This is a genomic window from Pseudarthrobacter sp. CCNWLW207 (genome assembly GCF_037203945.1).
In the GTDB taxonomy this organism is placed as follows: domain Bacteria; phylum Actinomycetota; class Actinomycetes; order Actinomycetales; family Micrococcaceae; genus Arthrobacter.
In genome coordinates this window covers 168,534-187,767 of the sequence record NZ_JBBCBS010000005.1, presented here as the reverse complement: position 1 = coordinate 187,767, position 19,234 = coordinate 168,534, and the positions used below count along the sequence as shown (strand labels likewise).

Sequence of the window (19,234 nt, the reverse complement as noted above, 5' to 3'; positions counted from 1 at the left end):
GGTCGTGCTGACCTACAATTTCCAATAACTAACACTTTGTTGTGCCCATCACTTCAGGCGCCGACGAGTGGGGCCAACGGTGTCCCTTCCATACGCACGATCAGGAGGAAGGACGTCTCCCATGAGCCAAACTCTTCACACTCCCAGCTGGTCCGAACCGGACCAGCCTGAGGCTGCCATGTCGCCGTTCAAGCGCTTTGCGGCCCTGCCGGAGGCCCGTGGCCTGTACAACCCGGAGCAGGAGAAGGACGCCTGCGGTCTTGCGATCATCGCCACCCTGCGCGGCGAGCCCGGCTACGATATTGTCGACGCCGCCCTGACCGCCCTGCGCAACCTCGAGCACCGCGGTGCAGTGGGCGCCGACGAGGGCACCGGGGACGGCGCAGGACTGCTGATGCAGATCCCCGACGAGTTCTTCCGTGCCGTCACTGAATTCGAACTTCCCGCGCCCGGCCAGTACGTGGCCGGTACCGCCTTCCTGCCTGCTGAGCAGCGCGAAGCCGATGCCGCCAAGGCAGGCATCGAGGGCCTCGCCGCCGATGAAGGCCTGACTGTGCTGGGATGGCGTGAGGTCCCCATCGTCGCTGACCTCGTCGGTGCCATGGCGCGTGCCTGCATGCCCTACTTCTCGCAGCCCTTCCTGGCCTCGGCTACCGGCGAGGAGCTGGACCGCAACGAGCTGGATTCCCGCGCCTGGCGGATCCGCAAGCGCGCCCAGAACAAGTACGGCGTGTACTTCCCGTCGCTGTCCTCCCGGACCATCGTCTACAAGGGCATGCTCACCACCGCCCAGTTGGAGCCGTTCTACCCGGACCTCTCGGACAAGCGGTTCAAGACCAAGCTGGCGATCGTCCACTCACGCTTCTCCACCAACACGTTCCCGTCCTGGCCGCTTGCCCAGCCGTTCCGTACCATCGCCCACAACGGTGAAATCAACACCGTCAAGGGCAACCGGAACTGGATGCGCGCCCGCCAGTCCCAGCTCGCCAACCCGCTGCTGGGGGATTCGCCCGAAGAGCTGTACCCGATCTGCACTCCCGGTGCATCCGACTCCGCGTCCTTCGACGAAGTAGCCGAACTGCTGTGGCTCTCCGGCCGCCCCATCACGCACTCGATCATGATGATGATCCCCGAGGCCTGGGAAAACCACGCCACGATGGATCCGGCACGGCGTGCGTTCTACGAGTACCACTCCCTGCTCATGGAACCGTGGGACGGCCCCGCCGCCGTGTCCTTCACCGACGGCAACCTGGTAGGCGCCACCCTGGACCGTAACGGCCTGCGCCCGGGACGCTACTGGATCACCGAAGATGGCCTGATTGTCTTCGCCTCGGAGGTCGGCGTGATCGACGTCGAAGCCTCCAAGGTGGTCAAGAAGGGCCGTGTTTCGCCGGGCAAGATGTTCCTGGTGGACACCGACGCCGGCCGGATCATCGACGACGAAGAGGTCAAGGCAGAGGTGGCTGCGGCCAACCCCTGGGCCGAGTGGGTCAAGGACAACCTGATCGACCTCAACGACCTCCCCGAGCGCGAGCATGTGGTCCACACAGCCGCGTCGGTGAACATCCGCCAGCGGACCTTCGGCTACACCACTGAAGAGCTCAAGATCCTGCTCGGCCCGATGGCCCGTACTGGTGCCGAGCCCCTGGGCGCCATGGGCTCCGATACGCCAGTGGCTGTGCTGTCCAAGCGTCCCCGCCTGCTGTTCGACTACTTTGTGCAGTCCTTCGCGCAGGTCACCAACCCGCCGCTGGATGCCATCCGTGAAGAGCTGGTCACGTCGCTGACGTGTGCCATCGGCCCGAACGGCAACCTGCTGGACACCAAGCAGGTCCGCCAGCCGCAGGTTTCCTTGCCGTTCCCGGTGATCAACAACGACCAGCTCGCCAAGATCGCCAACATCGAAACGCCCGACGGCGACCGCGTGGCCATGAAGGTCCGTGGCCTTTACCGCCCCGAGGGCGGCGAGAACGCCCTGCGTGCCCGGCTCACCGAGATCTGTGAGCAGGTGTCCGGTGCGATCAACCGCGGCGTGCAGTACGTTGTGCTGTCCGACCGTGACTCGAACGCGCAGTGGGCCCCGATTCCTTCGTTGCTGCTGGTCAGTGCCGTGCACCACCACCTGCTGCGCAGCGCCAACCGCACCAAGACCGCCCTGGTGGTCGAGGCCGGCGACGTCCGCGAGACACACCACGTGGCTGTCCTGATTGGTTACGGCGCGTCCGCCGTGAACCCGTACCTGGCCATGGAATCCGTGGAACAGCTGATCACCTCCGGGGATGTTGTTGGGGTCACGCCGCAGGACGGCGTCTACAACCTGATCAAGGGCCTCGGCAAGGGCGTCCTGAAGATCATGTCCAAGATGGGCATCTCCACCGTGGCCTCCTACACCGGCGCCCAGACGTTCGAAGCCCTGGGCCTCGGACAGGAACTGGTGGACGAATTCTTCGCCGGCACGCACTCCCAGCTGGGCGGCGTGGGCCTGGACGTCATCGCCGCAGAAGTTTCCGCGCGGCACCAGATGGCCTACCCCGAAGGCGGCATCGAGCAGCCGCACCGCCCCCTGTTGGGTGGCGGCGAATACCAGTGGCGCCGCGATGGCGAGCCGCACCTGTTCAACCCGGAGACGGTCTTCCGCCTGCAGCACGCCACGCGTGAGCGCCGGTACGACATCTTCAAGGCCTACACCAAGGGCGTGGATGACCAGTCCGAGAACCTGATGACCCTCCGTGGGCTCCTCAAGTTCAAGAACGACCGTCCCGCCGTGCCGTTGGAAGAGGTCGAGCCGGTGTCCAGCATCGTCAAGCGCTTCTCCACTGGCGCCATGAGCTACGGGTCCATCTCCAAGGAAGCCCACGAGACCCTTGCGATTGCCATGAACCAGCTGGGCGGCAAGTCCAACACCGGTGAAGGCGGCGAGGACGTTGACCGTCTGCTGGACCCGAAGCGCCGCTCTGCCGTCAAGCAGATCGCATCGGGCCGGTTCGGGGTTACCAGCCTTTACCTGAGCAATGCCGACGACATCCAGATCAAGATGGCGCAGGGTGCCAAGCCCGGCGAAGGCGGCCAGCTGATGGCGCAGAAGGTGTACCCCTGGGTTGCCCGGACGCGCCACTCGACTCCCGGCGTCGGACTCATTTCCCCGCCTCCGCACCACGACATCTACTCCATCGAGGACCTCGCGCAGCTCATCTACGATGCGAAGCGCGCCAACCCCTCGGCCCGTGTGCACGTCAAGCTCGTCTCCGAAGTGGGGATCGGCACGGTAGCCGCCGGTGTCACCAAAGCCAAGGCCGACGTCGTACTCGTCTCAGGCCATGACGGCGGCACGGGTGCCTCCCCGCTGAACTCGCTGAAGCATGCGGGTGTGCCGTGGGAGCTGGGGCTCGCCGAGACCCAGCAGACCCTGATGCTCAACGGCCTGCGCGACCGGGTGGTAGTTCAGGTGGACGGCCAGCTCAAGACCGGCCGCGACGTTGTTATCGCCGCCCTGCTTGGTGGCGAGGAATTCGGCTTCGCCACGGCACCGCTGGTGGTGGAAGGCTGCATCATGATGCGCGTCTGCCACCTGGACACCTGCCCTGTGGGTGTTGCCACGCAGAACCCCGAGCTCCGTGCCCGGTTCACCGGCAAGCCCGAGTTCGTGGTCAACTTCTTCGAGTTCCTGGCTGAGGAAGTCCGCGAAATCCTCGCGGAGCTTGGTTTCCGGAGCATCGAGGAGGCGATCGGCCACGCCGAGGTGCTGGACGCCCGTGAGGCGATCAACCACTGGAAGGCCGACGGCCTGGACCTGGACCCGATCCTGCACGGACTCGAGTTCGACGACGACGCACCCCTGCGCAACCTGACCTCGCAGAACCACGAGCTGGACAAGCACTTCGACCAGCGACTGATCACGATGGCCACCGAGGCGTTGACCGACCGCAGCCCGGTGAAGATCGCCGTGGACGTCATCAACACCGACCGCTCGGTGGGCACCATGCTGGGCCACGTTGTGACCAAGACGTTCAGCACCGACCTGCTGGCCACTGACACGATCGACATCACGCTGACCGGAACTGCGGGACAGTCGCTGGGCGCCTTCCTGCCCGCCGGCATCACGCTGCGCCTGTTCGGCGATTCGAACGACTACGTGGGCAAGGGCCTGTCCGGTGGACGGATCATCGTCCGCCCGGACCGCACCAACGTGTTCAAGGCCGAAAGCAACGTCATTGCCGGCAACGTGATCGGCTATGGCGCCACCAGCGGTGAGCTGTTCCTGCGCGGCCAGGTGGGCGAACGCTTCCTGGTCCGCAACTCCGGCGCCACTGCCGTCGTTGAAGGCATCGGCGACCACGGCTGCGAGTACATGACCGGCGGCCAGACGCTGATCATCGGCCGCACGGGCCGCAACTTCGGCGCCGGCATGTCCGGTGGCACGGCCTACGTGCTGGACCTGCAGACCACCCGCGTGAACAAGGATGCCCTGCAGTCCGGCGAACTCCAGCTCATGGAGCTCGACGCCGAGGACCGCGACATCGTCCACGGCCTGCTGGTCAAGCACGTCGAGGAGACGGAGTCGCTGCACGCCCAGCGGCTGCTCGAGAACTTCGACGACACCGCTGCCCGCATTACCAAAGTCTTGCCGCGCGACTACGCGGCAGTCCTGCAAACCCGTCTCGACGCCATCGAAGAGGGCCTTGACCCCGATGGCGAAGAAGTATGGTCTCGAATCCTGGAGGTGACCGGTGGCTGATCCACGCGGATTTCTGAAAGTACGCCAGCGTGAAACCCAGCCGCGACGCCCGGTTCCGGTCCGCATCATGGACTGGAAGGAAGTCTATGAGGCCCAGGAAAAGGGTGTCCTGAAGGCACAGGCCGGCCGTTGCATGGACTGCGGCGTTCCGTTCTGCCACCAGGGCTGCCCGCTGGGCAACCTGATTCCCGAGTGGAACGACCTCACCTGGCGGGATAAGGGCGAAGAAGCGATTGAGCGCCTCCACGCCACGAATAACTTCCCCGAGTGGACCGGCCGGCTCTGCCCGGCACCCTGTGAGGCGTCCTGCGTGCTGGGGATCAACCAGCCTGCGGTGACCATCAAGCAGGTTGAAGTGTCCATCATCGACGAAGCGTTCGAAAACGGCTGGGTCAACCCGCTGCCCCCGACGCGCTTGACCGGAAAGACCGTTGCCGTCGTCGGTTCCGGCCCCGCCGGCCTTGCTGTGGCACAGCAGCTGACCCGTGTGGGGCACACTGTCGCGGTGTATGAGCGCGACGACAAGATTGGCGGGCTCCTCCGGTACGGCATTCCTGACTTCAAGATGGAGAAGGAGCAGGTTGACCGCCGCATCGAGCAGATGAAGGCAGAAGGCACCCGCTTCCGCACCGGCGTTGCCGTGGGCTCCGACGTCACGTGGGAGCAGCTTCGCCGACGTTACGACGCCGTCGTCATTGCCACCGGTGCAACCGTGCCGCGGAACCTGCCCATCCCGGGCCGCGACCTCGACGGCGTGCACTACGCCATGGACTACCTCGTGCCGGCCAACCGCGTGGTGGCGGGGGAGACCATCGAGAACCAGATCCATGCCAAGGGCAAGCATGTAGTGATCCTGGGAGGCGGCGATACCGGTGCTGACTGCCTGGGCACGGCGCACCGGCATGGCGCAGCGTCGGTGACCACCCTCGCAATCGGCAAGCAGCCGCCGTCGGAACGTGCCGGACACCAGCCCTGGCCGACCTTCCCCACATTGTTCGAAATGGCCAGCGCCCATGAGGAAGGCGGCGAACGCACCTACCTCGCCTCCACCGTGGAGTTTGTGGGCGAAAACGGCAAGCTCACCGGCGTCAAGGTCGCCGAAACTGAATTCGTTGACGGGAAGCGGCTGCCCAAGGCCGGCACCGAACGGATCATCCCGGCGGACCTGGTGTTCCTTTCCCTGGGCTTCACCGGCGCCGAGCCGGCAGGAATCAGCGAGCAGGTCAACGCTGAATTCGACGGTCGCGGAAACGTGTCCCGCGACGGTTACTACATGACCAACACCGAGGGCATCTTCGTGGCCGGAGACGCCGGCCGTGGGCAGTCGCTCATTGTGTGGGCCATCGCCGAGGGCCGGGCCTGTGCCGCCGCCGTGGACAAGTTTCTCATGGGCAGCACCATCCTGCCCGCTCCGGTGGCTCCGACGGACCGTGCTATCGCGGTTCTCTGACACCCGTTCAGTTCGCCACGGGTTCACCTCCGCAACAACTTAATCCATGCAGCAAACTACTAGGGTAGGTATATGAGACGCGCAAAAATTGTGGCCACCTTCGGCCCGGCCATCGCAAGCTACGAGAACACCCTTGCGGTACTCGAAGCCGGCGTTGACGTAGCCCGGATGAACATGAGCCACGGCGATTACTCCGTGCATGACAACACCTATGAGAACGTCCGCAAGGCAGCGGCCGACCTGAGCAAGCCGGTGGCCATCATGGCCGACCTGCAGGGTCCGAAGATCCGCCTCGGCCGCTTTGTGGACGGTCCGCACGCCCTCTCCGAGGGTGACACCTTCACTATCACCACTGAAGATGTTCCGGGCACGAAGGACATCTGCTCCACCACGCTGAAGAGCCTCACCGAAGACGTCAACGTGGGCGATGCCCTGCTGATCGACGACGGCAAGGTAGCGCTGCGCGCCATTGAGGTCGACGACGTCAAGGTCGTCGCCACCGTGACCGTGGGCGGCATGGTGTCCAACAACAAGGGCATCAACCTGCCCGGCGTCGCCGTCAACGTTCCGGCGTTGAGTGAAAAGGACGAGGACGACCTCCGCTGGGCCATGCGCCGCGGTGTCGACCTGGTTGCCCTCTCGTTCGTCCGCGACGCGTCCGACATCGTCCGCGTGCACGAGATCATGGACGAAGAGGGCCGCCGTGTGCCGGTCATCGCCAAGATCGAAAAGCCGCAGGCCGTGGACCAGCTCCACGAGATCATCGACGCGTTCGACGCGATCATGGTGGCCCGAGGCGACCTCGGCGTGGAGCTTCCCCTTGAGGAAGTGCCGATCGTGCAGAAGCGTGCCATCGAGCTGGCCCGCCGCTGGGCCAAGCCGGTCATCGTGGCGACGCAGGTTCTCGAATCCATGATCGACAACCCGCGCCCCACCCGTGCAGAGGCCTCTGACTGCGCCAACGCCGTGCTCGACGGTGCAGACGCCGTGATGCTTTCCGGCGAGACCAGCGTGGGCAAGTACCCGATCGAAACCGTCAAGGTTATGGCCCGGATCATCGAATCCACCGAGGTCCACGGCCTTGAGCGCGTCCCCCCGCTGGGCACCAAGCCCAAGACCCGTGGCGGCGCCATCACCCGTGCCGCCGTCGAGATCGCCGACCAGCTTGAAGCGAAGTACATCTGTACTTTCACCCAGTCCGGCGATTCCGCACGCCGCCTGTCCCGCCTGCGTCCCATCAAGCCGGTCTTCGCGTTCACCCCGGTGGAGCACGTGTGGAACCAGCTGGCGCTGACCTGGGGCATCCAGCCGGTTCTGGTCCCCATGGTGGGCCACACCGATGAGATGACCGCCCAGGTTGACCGCAGCCTGCTGGAAATGGAATTGGTGGACGACGGCGACCTCGTGGTCATCGCGGCCGGTTCCCCTCCCGGAAAGGCTGGCTCCACCAACTCGCTGAAGGTCCACAAGGTGGGCGACCTCGCCGACACCACTGGCCCGGGCGAGGCAGCCGGGAACAAGGAAAAGCTCGGCCCGTGGCCGGAAAAGAAGAAGAAGTCCTAGGCTTCTAGGTAGAACAAAAGGGGAGGATCCTCGCCGGCCGGCGGGGATCCTCCTTTTTTGCGTTTTCTGCCTGCTCCCAACTAAAAAGGACCCCAGCCGATTCGGCCGGGGTCCTTTTCGTGGCTAGGTGCTAGTTGACCTGGTTAATGATGGTCTCGGCAACCTCGCGCATGCTGAGGCGGCGGTCCATGGACGTCTTCTGGATCCAGCGGAAGGCCTCGGGCTCGGTGAGGCCCATCTTTGTGGTCAGAAGGCTCTTGGCGCGCTCTACGAGCTTGCGGGTGGCGAACTGCTCCTGGAGGTCAGAGACCTCACTTTCGAGGGCCTTGATCTCCTCGTGGCGGGAGAGTGCGATCTCCAGTGCCGGGATGAGGTCAGCAGGGGTGAAGGGCTTGACCACGTAGGCCATGGCGCCGGCGTCGCGGGCCCGCTCCACGAGTTCCTTCTGGCTGAACGCGGTCAGCAGCACAACAGGGGCGATGCGGGCCTTTACGATCTTCTCGGCTGCCGAGATGCCGTCCATCACCGGCATCTTTACGTCCATTAGGACGAGGTCCGGCTTCAGTTCCTCTGCGAGCTGTACGGCCTTCTCGCCGTTGTCCGCCTCGCCTACAACCTCATAGCCCTCACCGCGCAGGATCTCGATGATGTCGAGGCGGATGAGGGTTTCATCTTCAGCCACAATGACGCGGCGCGCCGGCTGGGACGTGGGGTTTGACTCCGTCTGTTCAGTCACGGGATCTCCTTGGAAAGGTACGGCGGGAACATCACCATCTTAGGTGCGCCCGCGGCCGTACTTTGATCTGCATGGTCGTTTGCGGCGTCGGCGGCGCGATTCTGGAATTCAGCCTATCTGCATGTAGAGTAATTCCGCGTACGTGAAGTGATCGCGTTGCTCACAATCAGCTGTGGGCGTACCCTGTTGGTTCATGTATTCCGCGCCCGAGTGGCGGAATTGGCAGACGCGCCGCACTCAAAATGCGGTATCGAAAGGTGTGTGGGTTCGAGTCCCACCTCGGGCACAGTGTTTCCGCAGGTCAGCGGCTTCTTAGTCTCCGACTGTTGACACAGCTTGACCTTATCTGACATGCAGGTGGACGCGCGAGGCCTTTGTTGGTTGCAGGGTGGCAATGGTTTCAGCCCAACTAACCCACGGCATAGACGTTCAACGTAAAGTGCACGGGACCAGTTAGCTTGCGGGACCGCGCAGGCTTTTGCTGACCCGGGTCTAAGTCCGTTGGGTGTTGGCCTGCTCCTGGGTGCGAGGAGGGGGGGGAGTTCGTCACCGGGCAGCTGGTTTCGGCCCAAGAGGCGGAATGCTCAAGCCAGGAGTGGATATAACGGCGATCTCGTGGATCCTGGCACCCGCCGGGATGGAACCAAGGAACTGATGCGGCTCCAAAATACTCTCGATCAAATCTCAAAGAGGCTGGACGCAACCGTGGATTGTGTACTGGCCCTTATCTCCAACGAAAGTGCTTGCTGACGCGGGCATCTCAGGGAGGGCAGTGTGACTAACCGCATTCGCTCGATTTGTCGCATTCGACGCGGGCAAGCCACTCACGAATCAGTGAGTTGACCATTTCGGGCTGATCGAGATGCGCGTTGTGTCCGGCGTTGTCGAGGACCGCAATCGTGGATCGCGGGTAACTCGCTGAAAGCGCGATCTGGTCCTCAAAACCGACAACGTTATCTTGCCGCCCCGAGATAATAAGGGTAGGTCGCTGGAACGAGGCTGAGACGCTTTCCGGTTCAACCGTGAGCGAGTATTTATTGATAATGCGACTGACTACTTCCTGATCAAATGCCCGTAGTCCTGGTAGGACTGCGGTGCGGAATCGGCTCCAGTTCTCCGGGGATTGAATCACCGCGGTCTCTGCGTAGTCTCTCGCATCTTCGGCGTCCAGAGACTCCAAGAGCCGGGGGTCCGCTTGCAGTACCGTTTTAGGCGGCAGGGCACGATCAGAAGGCTCCGCCACTGCAACAGGACAGAGCAGGGCGAGCCCAAGGATCTGTTCGCCAAACTCAGCCGCGAGATGCCGTGCGATCATGCCACCGAAAGAACTGCCAAAAATCGCGAATTTTTCGTTCTGAAAGGTGTCCCTGGCAAATTCGACCACTGCCTTCGCAACGGCGTCGGCGCTTTCGATTTCTGGTCCGGCGTGTGACCCGCCCATACCTGGTAGGTCAATATAGACCCGTCGCCACTGTCCTTCGGCGGCAAACGCTGGGTCCAATGCCAGCAGGAACCGGTGATCAACACAGAACCCGTGGAGTATAAGGATTGGGGTTCCGGTCCCGTATTGGACGTTATGCACAAGTTCACGCTACCTCTCATTGGGTATGGTCGTTCAACTTGCAGAGGACAGACCCGCCACCAGGGGATTCGTCGATTCCGGCAGGAGGCCTGCCGGTTAGTGCGGTGCCTATTCGGGCCCGGTCCGATTCCGAAGGCCTACTCGTCATATTGGAGCTAAATCGCACCCTGCCCGGACGGCCGTCTAAACAGCCGCGTTGGGTAGCCGAAGGGACGATAAGAGAGTGTGGACAATATCCACACTTTTGGCTTTGGATTGGTCCGTACATCGACGGATTGGCTCGGATTCCGCATGTTTTCGCGGGAGCCTAGTGTTTGCAAGGTTAACGTGTGCATAAAGCGCGTGGTAGCGTCCCCTGACGCTGGTGCGCGGGCGGTGGCCTGGCCGCCGCGAGTGGGGTGGAGGTTCAGCGCTCAGGCTAGTGGACGCTCCGCCTGCTCTGGAGCTGTTGAATGGTTCCTCGTTCCGGTTCTGTCGGGTTGGTCGTGGGTGGCCAACACCTATCCATGGCTCGGGGTTCCGGGGCTCAACATGACGTCGCCGACTCCTGCGCGGAATTCTTCTTGGAGGGCTCCTTGTAGGCGTCACGGGAGCCGTTTTGTGCTCGCTTTGTCCTCTCAAAGTATGTGTGGACACTGTCCACACATACGTCTGCTTCATGGAAGTTATTCTTGTCGCTTAGGAGTGGGGAATGGAATTTCGGATGACTAGCGGCATGTAGCGCCCTGATTGCGCCCGGATAAGCCCAGCGACCATGAAGGTCAGAGTGACATACATCGATGCGGGCTTGGCTTCCTGAGGAGTGGCTGTGCCAGCCGGTCATCAATATCGCGTAGCCCTGGGCCGTGCCACAAGTGTCAGGTTTCGATCTAAGGGCGTTGCCAGGCAAATGTCAGCAAGGAGAATCGAACCTCATTCTGACCTCCCCGGCTTCCGCCCTGACGTCAGCTTTGGGTGTGCTTCAGCTGCACAGTCAGTCATTGAAGCTATGAAGGCTCAAGCCTCTGGTTCGCAGCGATAGATGGCGGTGTATTCGCAGCGCTACATGTCACCTCCAATGCACGTAGGCCGATCGTTGGGTTCTTGCGGTGGTCGCAACACTTAGCGAGTGAAGAGGGTTGTGCGGAGTTGTCGTCGGCGTATCGGCCTTTGTTGGCGCAGCGGTTCCGGGCGGCGTTGCAGGCTGGTCAGTTCCTGAGCGAATCGGCGGCCGGTGCCGATGCTGCGGGGATGGCGTTGTCGACGAGGACGGCGGCGATGGCGGCGGCGGTGGCGAAGGTGTCGGTGTTGAGGACTCGGCTGCGGGCCGAGGCGCCATCCAGGAGCAGCGCCAGTTGCTCACCGAGCCGCTCGGGGTCGTTGGCGCCGGAATCGCGGGCGGCAGCAGTGAGTCGAGCCGCAAATGCCGTCTTGTAGTCACTTGCGAGTACGCGTGCCGGGTGTCGGAGCGTTGAGGAAACCGGTCAATGCTGCGGACACCAATGCGGCAACTGCGAGGAAGCCAAGGATGCCGCTGCTGCGGCCTGCCAGCCCTGCCACGACGATGCCCAGTCCCAGGACAGCCGCAGCCGCGGCCCACGCGAAGGCCACGGCCTGGCGGCTGACGTCAGTGGCACCCGCGGATCCCAGGAAGAGCGCCACGCTCGCCACGATCACGGCCGTACCAGTGACGACGGCGACAAGGGGCTTCTCCTGATGATCTGGCCTGGGTTGCCGGGTCCGGACATGCGGAGGACTGCCAGGCCCGATCCGGGCAGGCGAGGCGGCGAAGAGAGTCCCGCTTTCCATTGGGATTCCTGTACCCCGTTCGGGGCTCTCCATGGACCGGAGGGCCGCCGGGGGGTGAGGCTGCGGACGCGATGAGCCGGACGCGCCTGAACGCCCGCGACTCATGATGAGGTAAACGACCGCGGCGACGGAGGCCACCCAGACCACTGGCCAGAGGAACCACCAGAATCCCCAAGTGGCTGTGACCGGATTCATGCCCGCAACCGAGAGGCCGAGCAAGGTCATGATCACCGCTCCGGTCATTCCAGCGGACCAGTGCCCGCGGCCGACCTCCTCGGCGTGGATGAGCTCGTCCTCGCCGGGCAGCAACGCCCAGGCAAGGCCATAAGCGAAGAGGCCAAGACCCGAGAACAGGGTGATACCTACAAAGCCTGCCCGAACGACGAACGGAGAGACGCCCATTTTGTGTGCGATCCCGCTCGCCACGCCGCCCAGCCACCGGTCTCGAGCTCGACGGATGCTTTGCGTGCGGACCCAATCGAAGCCCGGAGAAGGCGCGCGCCGTGGAACGGGTGCGGTCGATGGGTTCTGGGCTCCGCCCGCTGGCTGCTCAAACCCTCCAAATGTGGTCATCCGCTCCGTTCCCTTCATTTCCCTATGTCCAACATGCGCCTAACCGGGACCGTGGATTAGAGCCGAAAGTCACGGGATCCGCGCGGAAGACCTACCCGACGCTGCTGGAGACGTAAAGTTGAAGGGTCAGGAGTTTCCAGGCCCGGCCGCCATTGGCCTAGGAGCTCTGGCCTAGGACGTGGGAGAAGCGATGCATCAGCAGCCGCGGTCCTGGTGGCTCCCATGACTGAGCCCCCAGCACCTCAGATCCCGGCACAAACGGCGCCTCCCAGTTCCCCGACACAGGATGTTACCGAGTGGTTGCTTGAGGGCGATCCGGCCGTGAGATGGCAGGTCCTTCAAGATCTCGTGGGCGCGCACCCGGACGCGGTGGCCGCCGAGCGCCAGCGCGTGGCAACGGAAGGGTGGGGCGCCCAGCTGCTGGCTGCACAGGATGAAGCTGGCACCTGGGCCCACGGACTCTACCTGCCCAAGTGGACGTCCACGACATACACCCTCCTCCTCCTTCGCTGGCTGGGCCTTCCTGCAGGGGACCCGAGAGCCGTTCACGGCTGCCGATGCCTGTGGGAAGGCGCCACGTACACCGACGGAGGACTTACTATCGGATCCAATACGCCGGAAACCTGCATCACAGGCATGCTCGTGGCGCTGGCCTCCGATTTTCATTACGCGGACCTGCGTTTGGACGCGGCGGTGACCTGGTTGCTGCGGGACCAGCTCGCCGACGGCGGCTGGAACTGCCGGGCCATCAGGACGGGTTCCCGGCACGGCTCCTTCCACACCAGCATCACCGTCCTCGAGGCACTCCACGCCTATCGCCTTGCAGGCGGTGCCATCGATGTGCGGGAAGCATCCGCAAGAGGACGGGCGTTCTTCCTCCTTCATCACTTGTACCGCTCACACACAACCGGCCGGATTGCGAGGAGTGAGTTCACCCGGTTCCCGTTCCCCCCACAGTGGCATTTCGACATACTCCGCGGACTCGAGTACTCCAGGGCAAGCGGCTCCCCGCCTGATCCCCGCCTTGCAGACGCTGTGGAAAAGGTCCGCTCGGCCCAGGGTCCGGACGGCCGATGGAAGCGTTACCCGCCGTATCCCGGCAGACAGTGGTTCCCGCTTGAACCGCCGGGCGCAAGCCGCATCGCCACCCTGCGGTGCCTGCGCGTGCTCGGCTGGTCCTGACCCCAGTGGCACCGGGACCAAAGCCTCTGGCATTGCAACGCGGCCAGGGTGACAGTGAACCCAGAGCCGGTGCGATTGCTGCCCCGGCGGGCACCGGAGGACTCGAGATGATGTTTTGGAACGGGAATATGGGCGGCTGGGGCTACGTCCTCATGGTTATCAGTTTTGTGTTGTTCTGGGGCGCTGTCATCGCCGCCGTCGTTCTCCTGGCCCGTGCCCTCGGACCAAGCACCCGGGGCCGCAACACTGAAGGCAGCCCCGGCACAGGCCTTGGCTATGCGGAGAATCTGCTGGCCGAAAGGTTCGCCCGCGGGGAAATCGACGAGACTGAATACACCTCCAGGCTCTCCGTTCTCCGACGCGGCCCCAACAGATGAGCCACAGCGTTTCCCAGCCCAAAACGCCCGGCCTGCCGGGACGCGGGTCCCGCGACCTCCCGTGCCGGTCGGCAGCTGCCCGGTGACCGCGGCATGGACCTTCGCCTCGTGTCCCGGGTACTGTTCCTCCGGGCCGCATGGCGGCCGCGGGACCGCTGGGATGCCGGCCGAATCGAGGAACATCAGCAGGAGGCCCTGAAGGACCTGCGGATCGCTGCATATGAAGGATCGGCGTTCTATCGCCGCCACCACGCCGGACTGTTTGACGCTCCCCTGGATCACCTGCCGCCGGTGACCAAAGCAGACCTGATGGAGAACTTTGACGACGCCGTCACGGCACCCGGACTCAGCCTGGCGCTGCTTGAGGACCATCTGCAGTCCCTGACGCAGAGCGGGGGAGACCCGGGCATACCGTGGAAGGGACGTTGGTGGGCGTCGGCGACGGCCGGGACCACCGGACGGCGCGGAACCTTCCTTTGGGACCGCACTGAGTGGGCCACCGTCCTCGCCTCCTATGCGCGCGCCTATGACTGGGCCGGAATCCCGGCAGGCCTCAGCCGGCCGCTGAAGGTGGCCCTGGTCAGTTCCCTCGTGCCCACACACCAGTCCGCTGTAGTCGGCGCTTCGCTCCATTCCGCGCTGGTCCCCACGCTCCGCCTGGACGTCACCGCCCCGATGCAGGACACCGTGGCGGCGTTGAACCGCTTCCAGCCCCGGGTGCTCGTCGGCTACGCCTCCGCCTTGTTGCCGCTCGCCGCCGAACAGCTCGCCGGCCGGCTCCGTATCTCGCCCCAGGGTGTGATGTCTGCATCGGAGGTACTGACCCCGCAGACGGCGGCGGACCTTGAAACAGCGTGGGGATCGGCCCCGTTCGATGTCTATGCCGCCACCGAAACGGCCGGGATCGCTTCCCCCTGCGAATTCCGGAACAAGCACATCTACGAAGACCTGCTCCTCATTGAGCCCGTTGACCAGGCCGGCAAGGCGGTGCCGCCGGGAAGCACCGGGGCCAGGCTTTTGGTCAGCGTTCTGTTCTCAAGGACACTGCCGCTGATCCGCTATGAGATGTCCGATTCCATCAGCCTGGGCGGCCGCGGTTGCCCGTGCGGCCGGTCCTTTACCCTGCTGCAGGACATTGAAGGGCGGCTGGAGGACGTCCTGCAGTTGCCCGGCAGGCAAGGCATAGTGAACATCCACCCCAATGTGTTCCATCACGTCCTGGATCAGGCGGCCTCCTCAGGATGGCAGGTAGTTCAGGAGCCCGGTCTTCTGCGGATAGTTCTTGCGGGACTCACTCCGGGGACCTCCATCGAGGGCGTCCAGACGGCGGTGGCCGGCGCACTCGCCGCGGTCGACGCTGCGCCGCTTCCATTGGAAATACGCGTGGTTGATCACGTGGAACGGACGCCGCTGGGGAAAGCGCCGTTTGTGCGCGCATGGGCGGGCGGCAGGGACCGGCCATGACCACATCACCCACCGCCAATGCGGCACAGTCTCCCTTTGACGCTGTCATCTTCGACCTGGACGGCGTCGTGACGGACACAGCCTCCGTGCACGAAGCAGCATGGAAGCAACTCTTCGACGGGGTCCTGGAGGATCCGCGGATTCCACCGCAAGCGCGGAAGGATGAATTCAGCACCAATGATTACCTGAAATTCGTGGATGGCCGACCCCGGGAAGACGGAGTGGAAACCTTCCTCGCGTCCCGGGGCGTGACCCTGCCTGCAGGCGGCCATGGGGACTCCGCCGGGGACTGGTCGGTCCAAGGGCTGGCCAAATTAAAGGACCAGCTGTTCAAAGAGCGGCTGGCACGCGACGGCGTCAGGACCTTCCCGGGAACAGTCGCCCTTGTTGAAAGATTGCGCTCGGAACGGATCCCCGTGGCTGTGGCCACATCGAGCCGCAATGCGTCCGCCGTCCTTGCCGCGGCAGGCCTCTCGCGCTCCTTCGACCTCGTCATGAACGGCGTCATCGCCGGGGAGTTGGGCCTTCCAGGCAAACCCGACCCCGCAGTGTTCCTCGACATTGTGCACCGCCTCGGAGTCCCGCCCGCGCGTGCGGTGGTGATCGAAGATGCCATAGCCGGCGTTGAGGCGGCGCGCCGCGGCGGCTTCGGCCTGGTGGTTGGGATCGACAGGGCAGAGAGGAGATCCGAACTGGAGGCGGCGGGTGCCGACGTCGTACTTACTGATGTGAGCCAGCTGGATCTGGGCCGTGTCCTCACCGACCCCTGGCGTCTCATCTATGAGGGCTACGATCCCGCCCACGAAGGCCACAGGGAGGCGCTGACGACGCTGGGAAACGGCTACGTGGCTGTGCGCGGAGCTGCTCCCGAGAGCAGGAAGAGTGACGTGCACTATCCCGGGACCTACCTTGCCGGGGTCTACAACCGCCTGGTGAGCAGGGTTCAGGACCAGGATGTGGAGGACGAGCATATGGTGAACGCGCCCAACTGGCTGGTACTGGACCTCCGGCTGGACGGAACGGACTGGTGGTCCAGGGGCGGCCTGAAGATTCTCCGGGAACGGCGGGTGCTCGACATGCGCAGGGCCACCCTTGAAAGGGATGTGGTGCTGGAGGCGCCCGACGGGCGCCGAATGGCAGTGGGCCAACGCAGGTTTGTGTCCATGGCCCAACCACACCTGATGGCACTGGAGACAACCATCAAGGCTCTGGGCTGGAGCGGGCCCGCAGTGATCCGCAGCGGCGTGGACTGCGGCATCACCAACGAGAACGTACCGGAAGACGCACTGCTGGCCCACCATCATCTGGTCAGCCTGGAAGGATCGGACACCGCTGAACCGATGCCGATAGTGGAAGTGGAAACAAGCCAAAGCCACATCCGGATCGCCACTGCGCTGCGCACGGAAATCTCCGGACAGACCGGCAGCGGGGATCCCGGTGAGGAGGAGGGAGTCAGGTACCGATCGTGGGAATTTCAGCTGTCAGACGCCGAGCCGATGGTGGTCACCAGGACCGCCGCCGTGGTCACGTCCCGCGACCGTGCAGTCTCCGCGCCGGCACGGGCGGCGGTCAACATGCTCCGGGCTGCCGGTCAAACCTTTGAACAGTTGCTCTCCGAGCACGAGGACGCCTGGCGCAGGCTGCTGGGGCTGTTCGCCATCGATATCGACGGCAGCCCACAGGTGCAGCTGATCCTGAACCTTCATGTTTTCCATTTGCTCCAGACGCTCAGCCCGCACACCGCTGAACTCGATGCTGGTGTGCCCGCGCGCGGGCTGCACGGAGAGGGCTACCGTGGTCACATCTTCTGGGACGAACTTTTCGTGCTGCCCCTCCTCACCTCCAGGATGCCTTCCGTAGCGCGCTCCGTCATAAATTACCGGTGGCGCAGGCTTGCGGCGGCCCGGGAAGCTGCCGCCGCTTCAGGGCTTCGCGGAGCGCTCTTCCCCTGGCAGAGCGGAAGTGACGGAAGGGAGGAAACTCCGCTCTGGCTGTTCAACCGGCGCTCAGGCCGATGGGTACCGGATTATTCGCATCTTCAGCGGCACGCAGGCCTCGCGGTCGCCTTCAACGCCTGGCAGTACTTCCTGGCCACGCAGGACAGGGAATGGCTGCTGCGCCACGGCGCCGAACTGATCGTGGAAGTCGCGCGGCTCGTAGCCTCCATGGCTGAATACGACCAGACAGCGGATAGGTTCCACCTTCGCGGCATCATGGGTCCGGATGAGTATCACACCGGCTACCCGGACAACCTCCGCGCCGGGCTTGACGATAACGCCTACACGAACGTTATGGCTGCCTGGGTATGCGCCCAAGCCTGCGGAATCATGACCCTGCTCCACGGTCACGACCTTGAGGACCTCCAGGCGCGCCTCGCGATAGACCCTTCGGAAATCACCGGCTGGCGGCATGTCAGCCAACGGATGTTCGTACCATTCCACGATGGCATCATTAGCCAGTTCGCTGGATACGAAGATCTGCAGGAACTGGACTGGGAGCATTACCGGAGCGCCTACACGAACATCGAACGCCTGGACCTGATCCTTGAAGCCGAGGGCGACAGCACGAACCGGTACAGGTTGGCCAAACAGGCTGACGTGCTCATGCTGCTCTACGTTCTTGGCGAGAAGGAATTGACGCTCTTCCTGGCCGGCATGGGTTATGTGGTGTCCCCTGCGCAGCTCGAAGAAACGGTGGACTACTATCTGGCACGCACGGCGCACGGCTCCACTCTCAGCCGGGTGGCGCACGCCTCAGTGTTGGCGGCAAGGGATCCGGACCGGGCATGGAGTACCTTCCGGGAAGCGCTCAGTGCCGATCTTGACGACACACAGGGAGGCACCACCCGGACAGGGATCCACCTCGGGGCGATGGCAGGAACCATCGACGTTGTGCAGCGGAGCTTCACCGGCCTCAGAATTACCGGTGACGCGCTGCTGTTCTCCCCGAAGATGCCCAAAGGGATAAGAACGGTGTCCTTCCATCTGCGCTACCGGGACCATTTGCTCACAATCGACCTTGAGCACGGACAACTTACCGTCTCTGCGGCTCCCGGTGACGCCCCCGCTATCTGCCTGCAGGTCGGCTCCGAACGTGTCCTCCTGGGGGCCGGCGATACACGGCAATTCACGCTTGTGGCAGGCTAGGAAAAGAAAAAGAACGACGGCGGGGCTCACCTACGGACCAGGCTCACCTACGAACCGGGTTCTTCCGCCCGGGGCGCGTGTACCACGAGGACAGGACAATGCGCGTGGGCAACGCAGGCGGCGCTGACCGACCCGAGCCGCAGCCCGGCGAAACCGCCACGCCCGCGGCGTCCGACCACCAGCAGGGAGGCGCCCCTGCTTCCATCAACCAACGACGTCCGTGCCGATCCGTGGACGAGCCTGGCACTGACATTGCGTGGACGTTCGGGGCCAAAGGCTTCCCCGAGTGAGTGCTCCAGATTCTCCTCGGCATCGTGGGCGAACCCTTCCACTCCCATGGCAAGGTACCCTTCGTAACCCGCCGGATACTCCCAGCACCCCCAGGCTTCCAGGCGGGTCCCCAGGGCCTGCGCCAATCGGGACCCCAGGCGCAGGGCTTCAATAGATGCATCAGAACCGTCAACGCCGACGATGATCTTCCCCTCCGCGGCTTTGGCCATGATCCACTCCTCGAATGCCGTACGTGCAAGGGCTTCCTCAAAGCATCGTCCCGGTTGCCAAAGGCGAACAGGGTCCAAGGTCACGAGGCCGGCCACGGGGTCCGCACCCGTCCCGGACCCGCACCATGACCTTTGGCC

Annotated in this window: 11 protein-coding genes and 1 tRNA gene; 8 read left to right on the top strand and 4 right to left on the bottom strand. The window is 64.0% G+C overall.

Going from position 1 to position 19,234, the window contains the following annotated elements; genetic code table 11:
* The first annotated feature begins 121 nt into the window (after positions 1-121).
* The 3 genes from gltB to pyk all read left to right on the top strand — a co-directional run bounded on the left by gltB (position 122) and on the right by pyk (position 7,748).
* Positions 122-4,735: a glutamate synthase large subunit gene (gene gltB / locus V9L17_RS10585; RefSeq protein ID WP_337351407.1), complete on the top strand. Its 4,614-nt coding sequence runs from the start codon at positions 122-124 to the stop codon at positions 4,733-4,735.
* Entirely contained in the window at positions 4,728-6,185 is a 1,458-nt protein-coding gene (locus tag V9L17_RS10580; RefSeq protein WP_337349201.1) for a glutamate synthase subunit beta, read from the top strand. The genes gltB and V9L17_RS10580 overlap by 8 nt, the downstream gene beginning before the upstream one ends.
* A gap of 72 nt (positions 6,186-6,257) precedes the next feature.
* Complete coding sequence (pyk, locus tag V9L17_RS10575) at positions 6,258-7,748, top strand: pyruvate kinase (protein WP_337349200.1); 1,491 nt, start codon at positions 6,258-6,260, stop codon at positions 7,746-7,748.
* Between the two features lie 130 nt (positions 7,749-7,878).
* Here the strand turns inward: pyk and V9L17_RS10570 are convergent, their stop codons facing one another.
* Entirely contained in the window at positions 7,879-8,484 is a 606-nt protein-coding gene (locus V9L17_RS10570; protein WP_066285573.1) for an ANTAR domain-containing response regulator, read from the bottom strand.
* Between the two features lie 204 nt (positions 8,485-8,688).
* Here V9L17_RS10570 and V9L17_RS10565 point away from each other — a divergent pair.
* A tRNA-Leu gene (locus V9L17_RS10565) sits at positions 8,689-8,770 on the top strand.
* A 492-nt stretch (positions 8,771-9,262) separates the two neighbouring features.
* Here the strand turns inward: V9L17_RS10565 and V9L17_RS10560 are convergent.
* On the bottom strand, positions 9,263-10,066 hold the full coding sequence (locus V9L17_RS10560; RefSeq protein ID WP_337351406.1) for an alpha/beta fold hydrolase: 804 nt from the start codon (positions 10,064-10,066) through the stop codon (positions 9,263-9,265).
* A 1,416-nt stretch (positions 10,067-11,482) separates the two neighbouring features.
* Complete coding sequence (locus V9L17_RS10555; protein ID WP_337351405.1) at positions 11,483-12,427, bottom strand: PspC domain-containing protein; 945 nt, start codon at positions 12,425-12,427, stop codon at positions 11,483-11,485.
* Positions 12,428-12,649: 222 nt separating this feature from the next.
* Here V9L17_RS10555 and V9L17_RS10550 point away from each other — a divergent pair, with 222 nt between their 5' ends.
* The 4 genes from V9L17_RS10550 (at position 12,650) to V9L17_RS10535 (ending at position 18,596) form a co-directional block, all read left to right on the top strand.
* Positions 12,650-13,609: a hypothetical protein gene (locus V9L17_RS10550; protein WP_337351404.1), complete on the top strand. Its 960-nt coding sequence runs from the start codon at positions 12,650-12,652 to the stop codon at positions 13,607-13,609.
* A gap of 107 nt (positions 13,610-13,716) precedes the next feature.
* Positions 13,717-13,986, top strand: a complete 270-nt coding sequence (locus V9L17_RS10545; protein WP_337351403.1) for an SHOCT domain-containing protein — start codon at positions 13,717-13,719, stop codon at positions 13,984-13,986.
* A 93-nt stretch (positions 13,987-14,079) separates the two neighbouring features.
* Positions 14,080-15,450, top strand: coding sequence for a phenylacetate--CoA ligase family protein (locus tag V9L17_RS10540; RefSeq protein ID WP_337351402.1), 1,371 nt, complete (start codon positions 14,080-14,082; stop codon positions 15,448-15,450).
* Positions 15,447-18,596, top strand: a complete 3,150-nt coding sequence (locus tag V9L17_RS10535) for an HAD-IA family hydrolase (protein WP_337351401.1) — start codon at positions 15,447-15,449, stop codon at positions 18,594-18,596. The genes V9L17_RS10540 and V9L17_RS10535 overlap by 4 nt, the downstream gene beginning before the upstream one ends.
* 47 nt (positions 18,597-18,643) lie before the next feature.
* Here the strand turns inward: V9L17_RS10535 and V9L17_RS10530 are convergent, their stop codons facing one another.
* Entirely contained in the window at positions 18,644-19,096 is a 453-nt protein-coding gene (locus tag V9L17_RS10530; protein WP_337351400.1) for a universal stress protein, read from the bottom strand.
* Positions 19,097-19,234 lie beyond the last annotated feature (138 nt).

Coding starts and splice junctions, on each gene's coding strand:
- gltB (WP_337351407.1), top strand. CDS start 122: ATGAGCCAAACTCTTCACACTCCCAGCTGGTCCGAACCGGACCAGCCT.
- pyk (WP_337349200.1), top strand. CDS start 6,258: ATGAGACGCGCAAAAATTGTGGCCACCTTCGGCCCGGCCATCGCAAGC.
- V9L17_RS10555 (WP_337351405.1), bottom strand. CDS start 12,427: ATGACCACATTTGGAGGGTTTGAGCAGCCAGCGGGCGGAGCCCAGAAC.
- V9L17_RS10550 (WP_337351404.1), top strand. CDS start 12,650: ATGACTGAGCCCCCAGCACCTCAGATCCCGGCACAAACGGCGCCTCCC.
- V9L17_RS10545 (WP_337351403.1), top strand. CDS start 13,717: ATGATGTTTTGGAACGGGAATATGGGCGGCTGGGGCTACGTCCTCATG.
- V9L17_RS10540 (WP_337351402.1), top strand. CDS start 14,080: ATGGACCTTCGCCTCGTGTCCCGGGTACTGTTCCTCCGGGCCGCATGG.
- V9L17_RS10535 (WP_337351401.1), top strand. CDS start 15,447: ATGACCACATCACCCACCGCCAATGCGGCACAGTCTCCCTTTGACGCT.
- V9L17_RS10530 (WP_337351400.1), bottom strand. CDS start 19,096: ATGGCCAAAGCCGCGGAGGGGAAGATCATCGTCGGCGTTGACGGTTCT.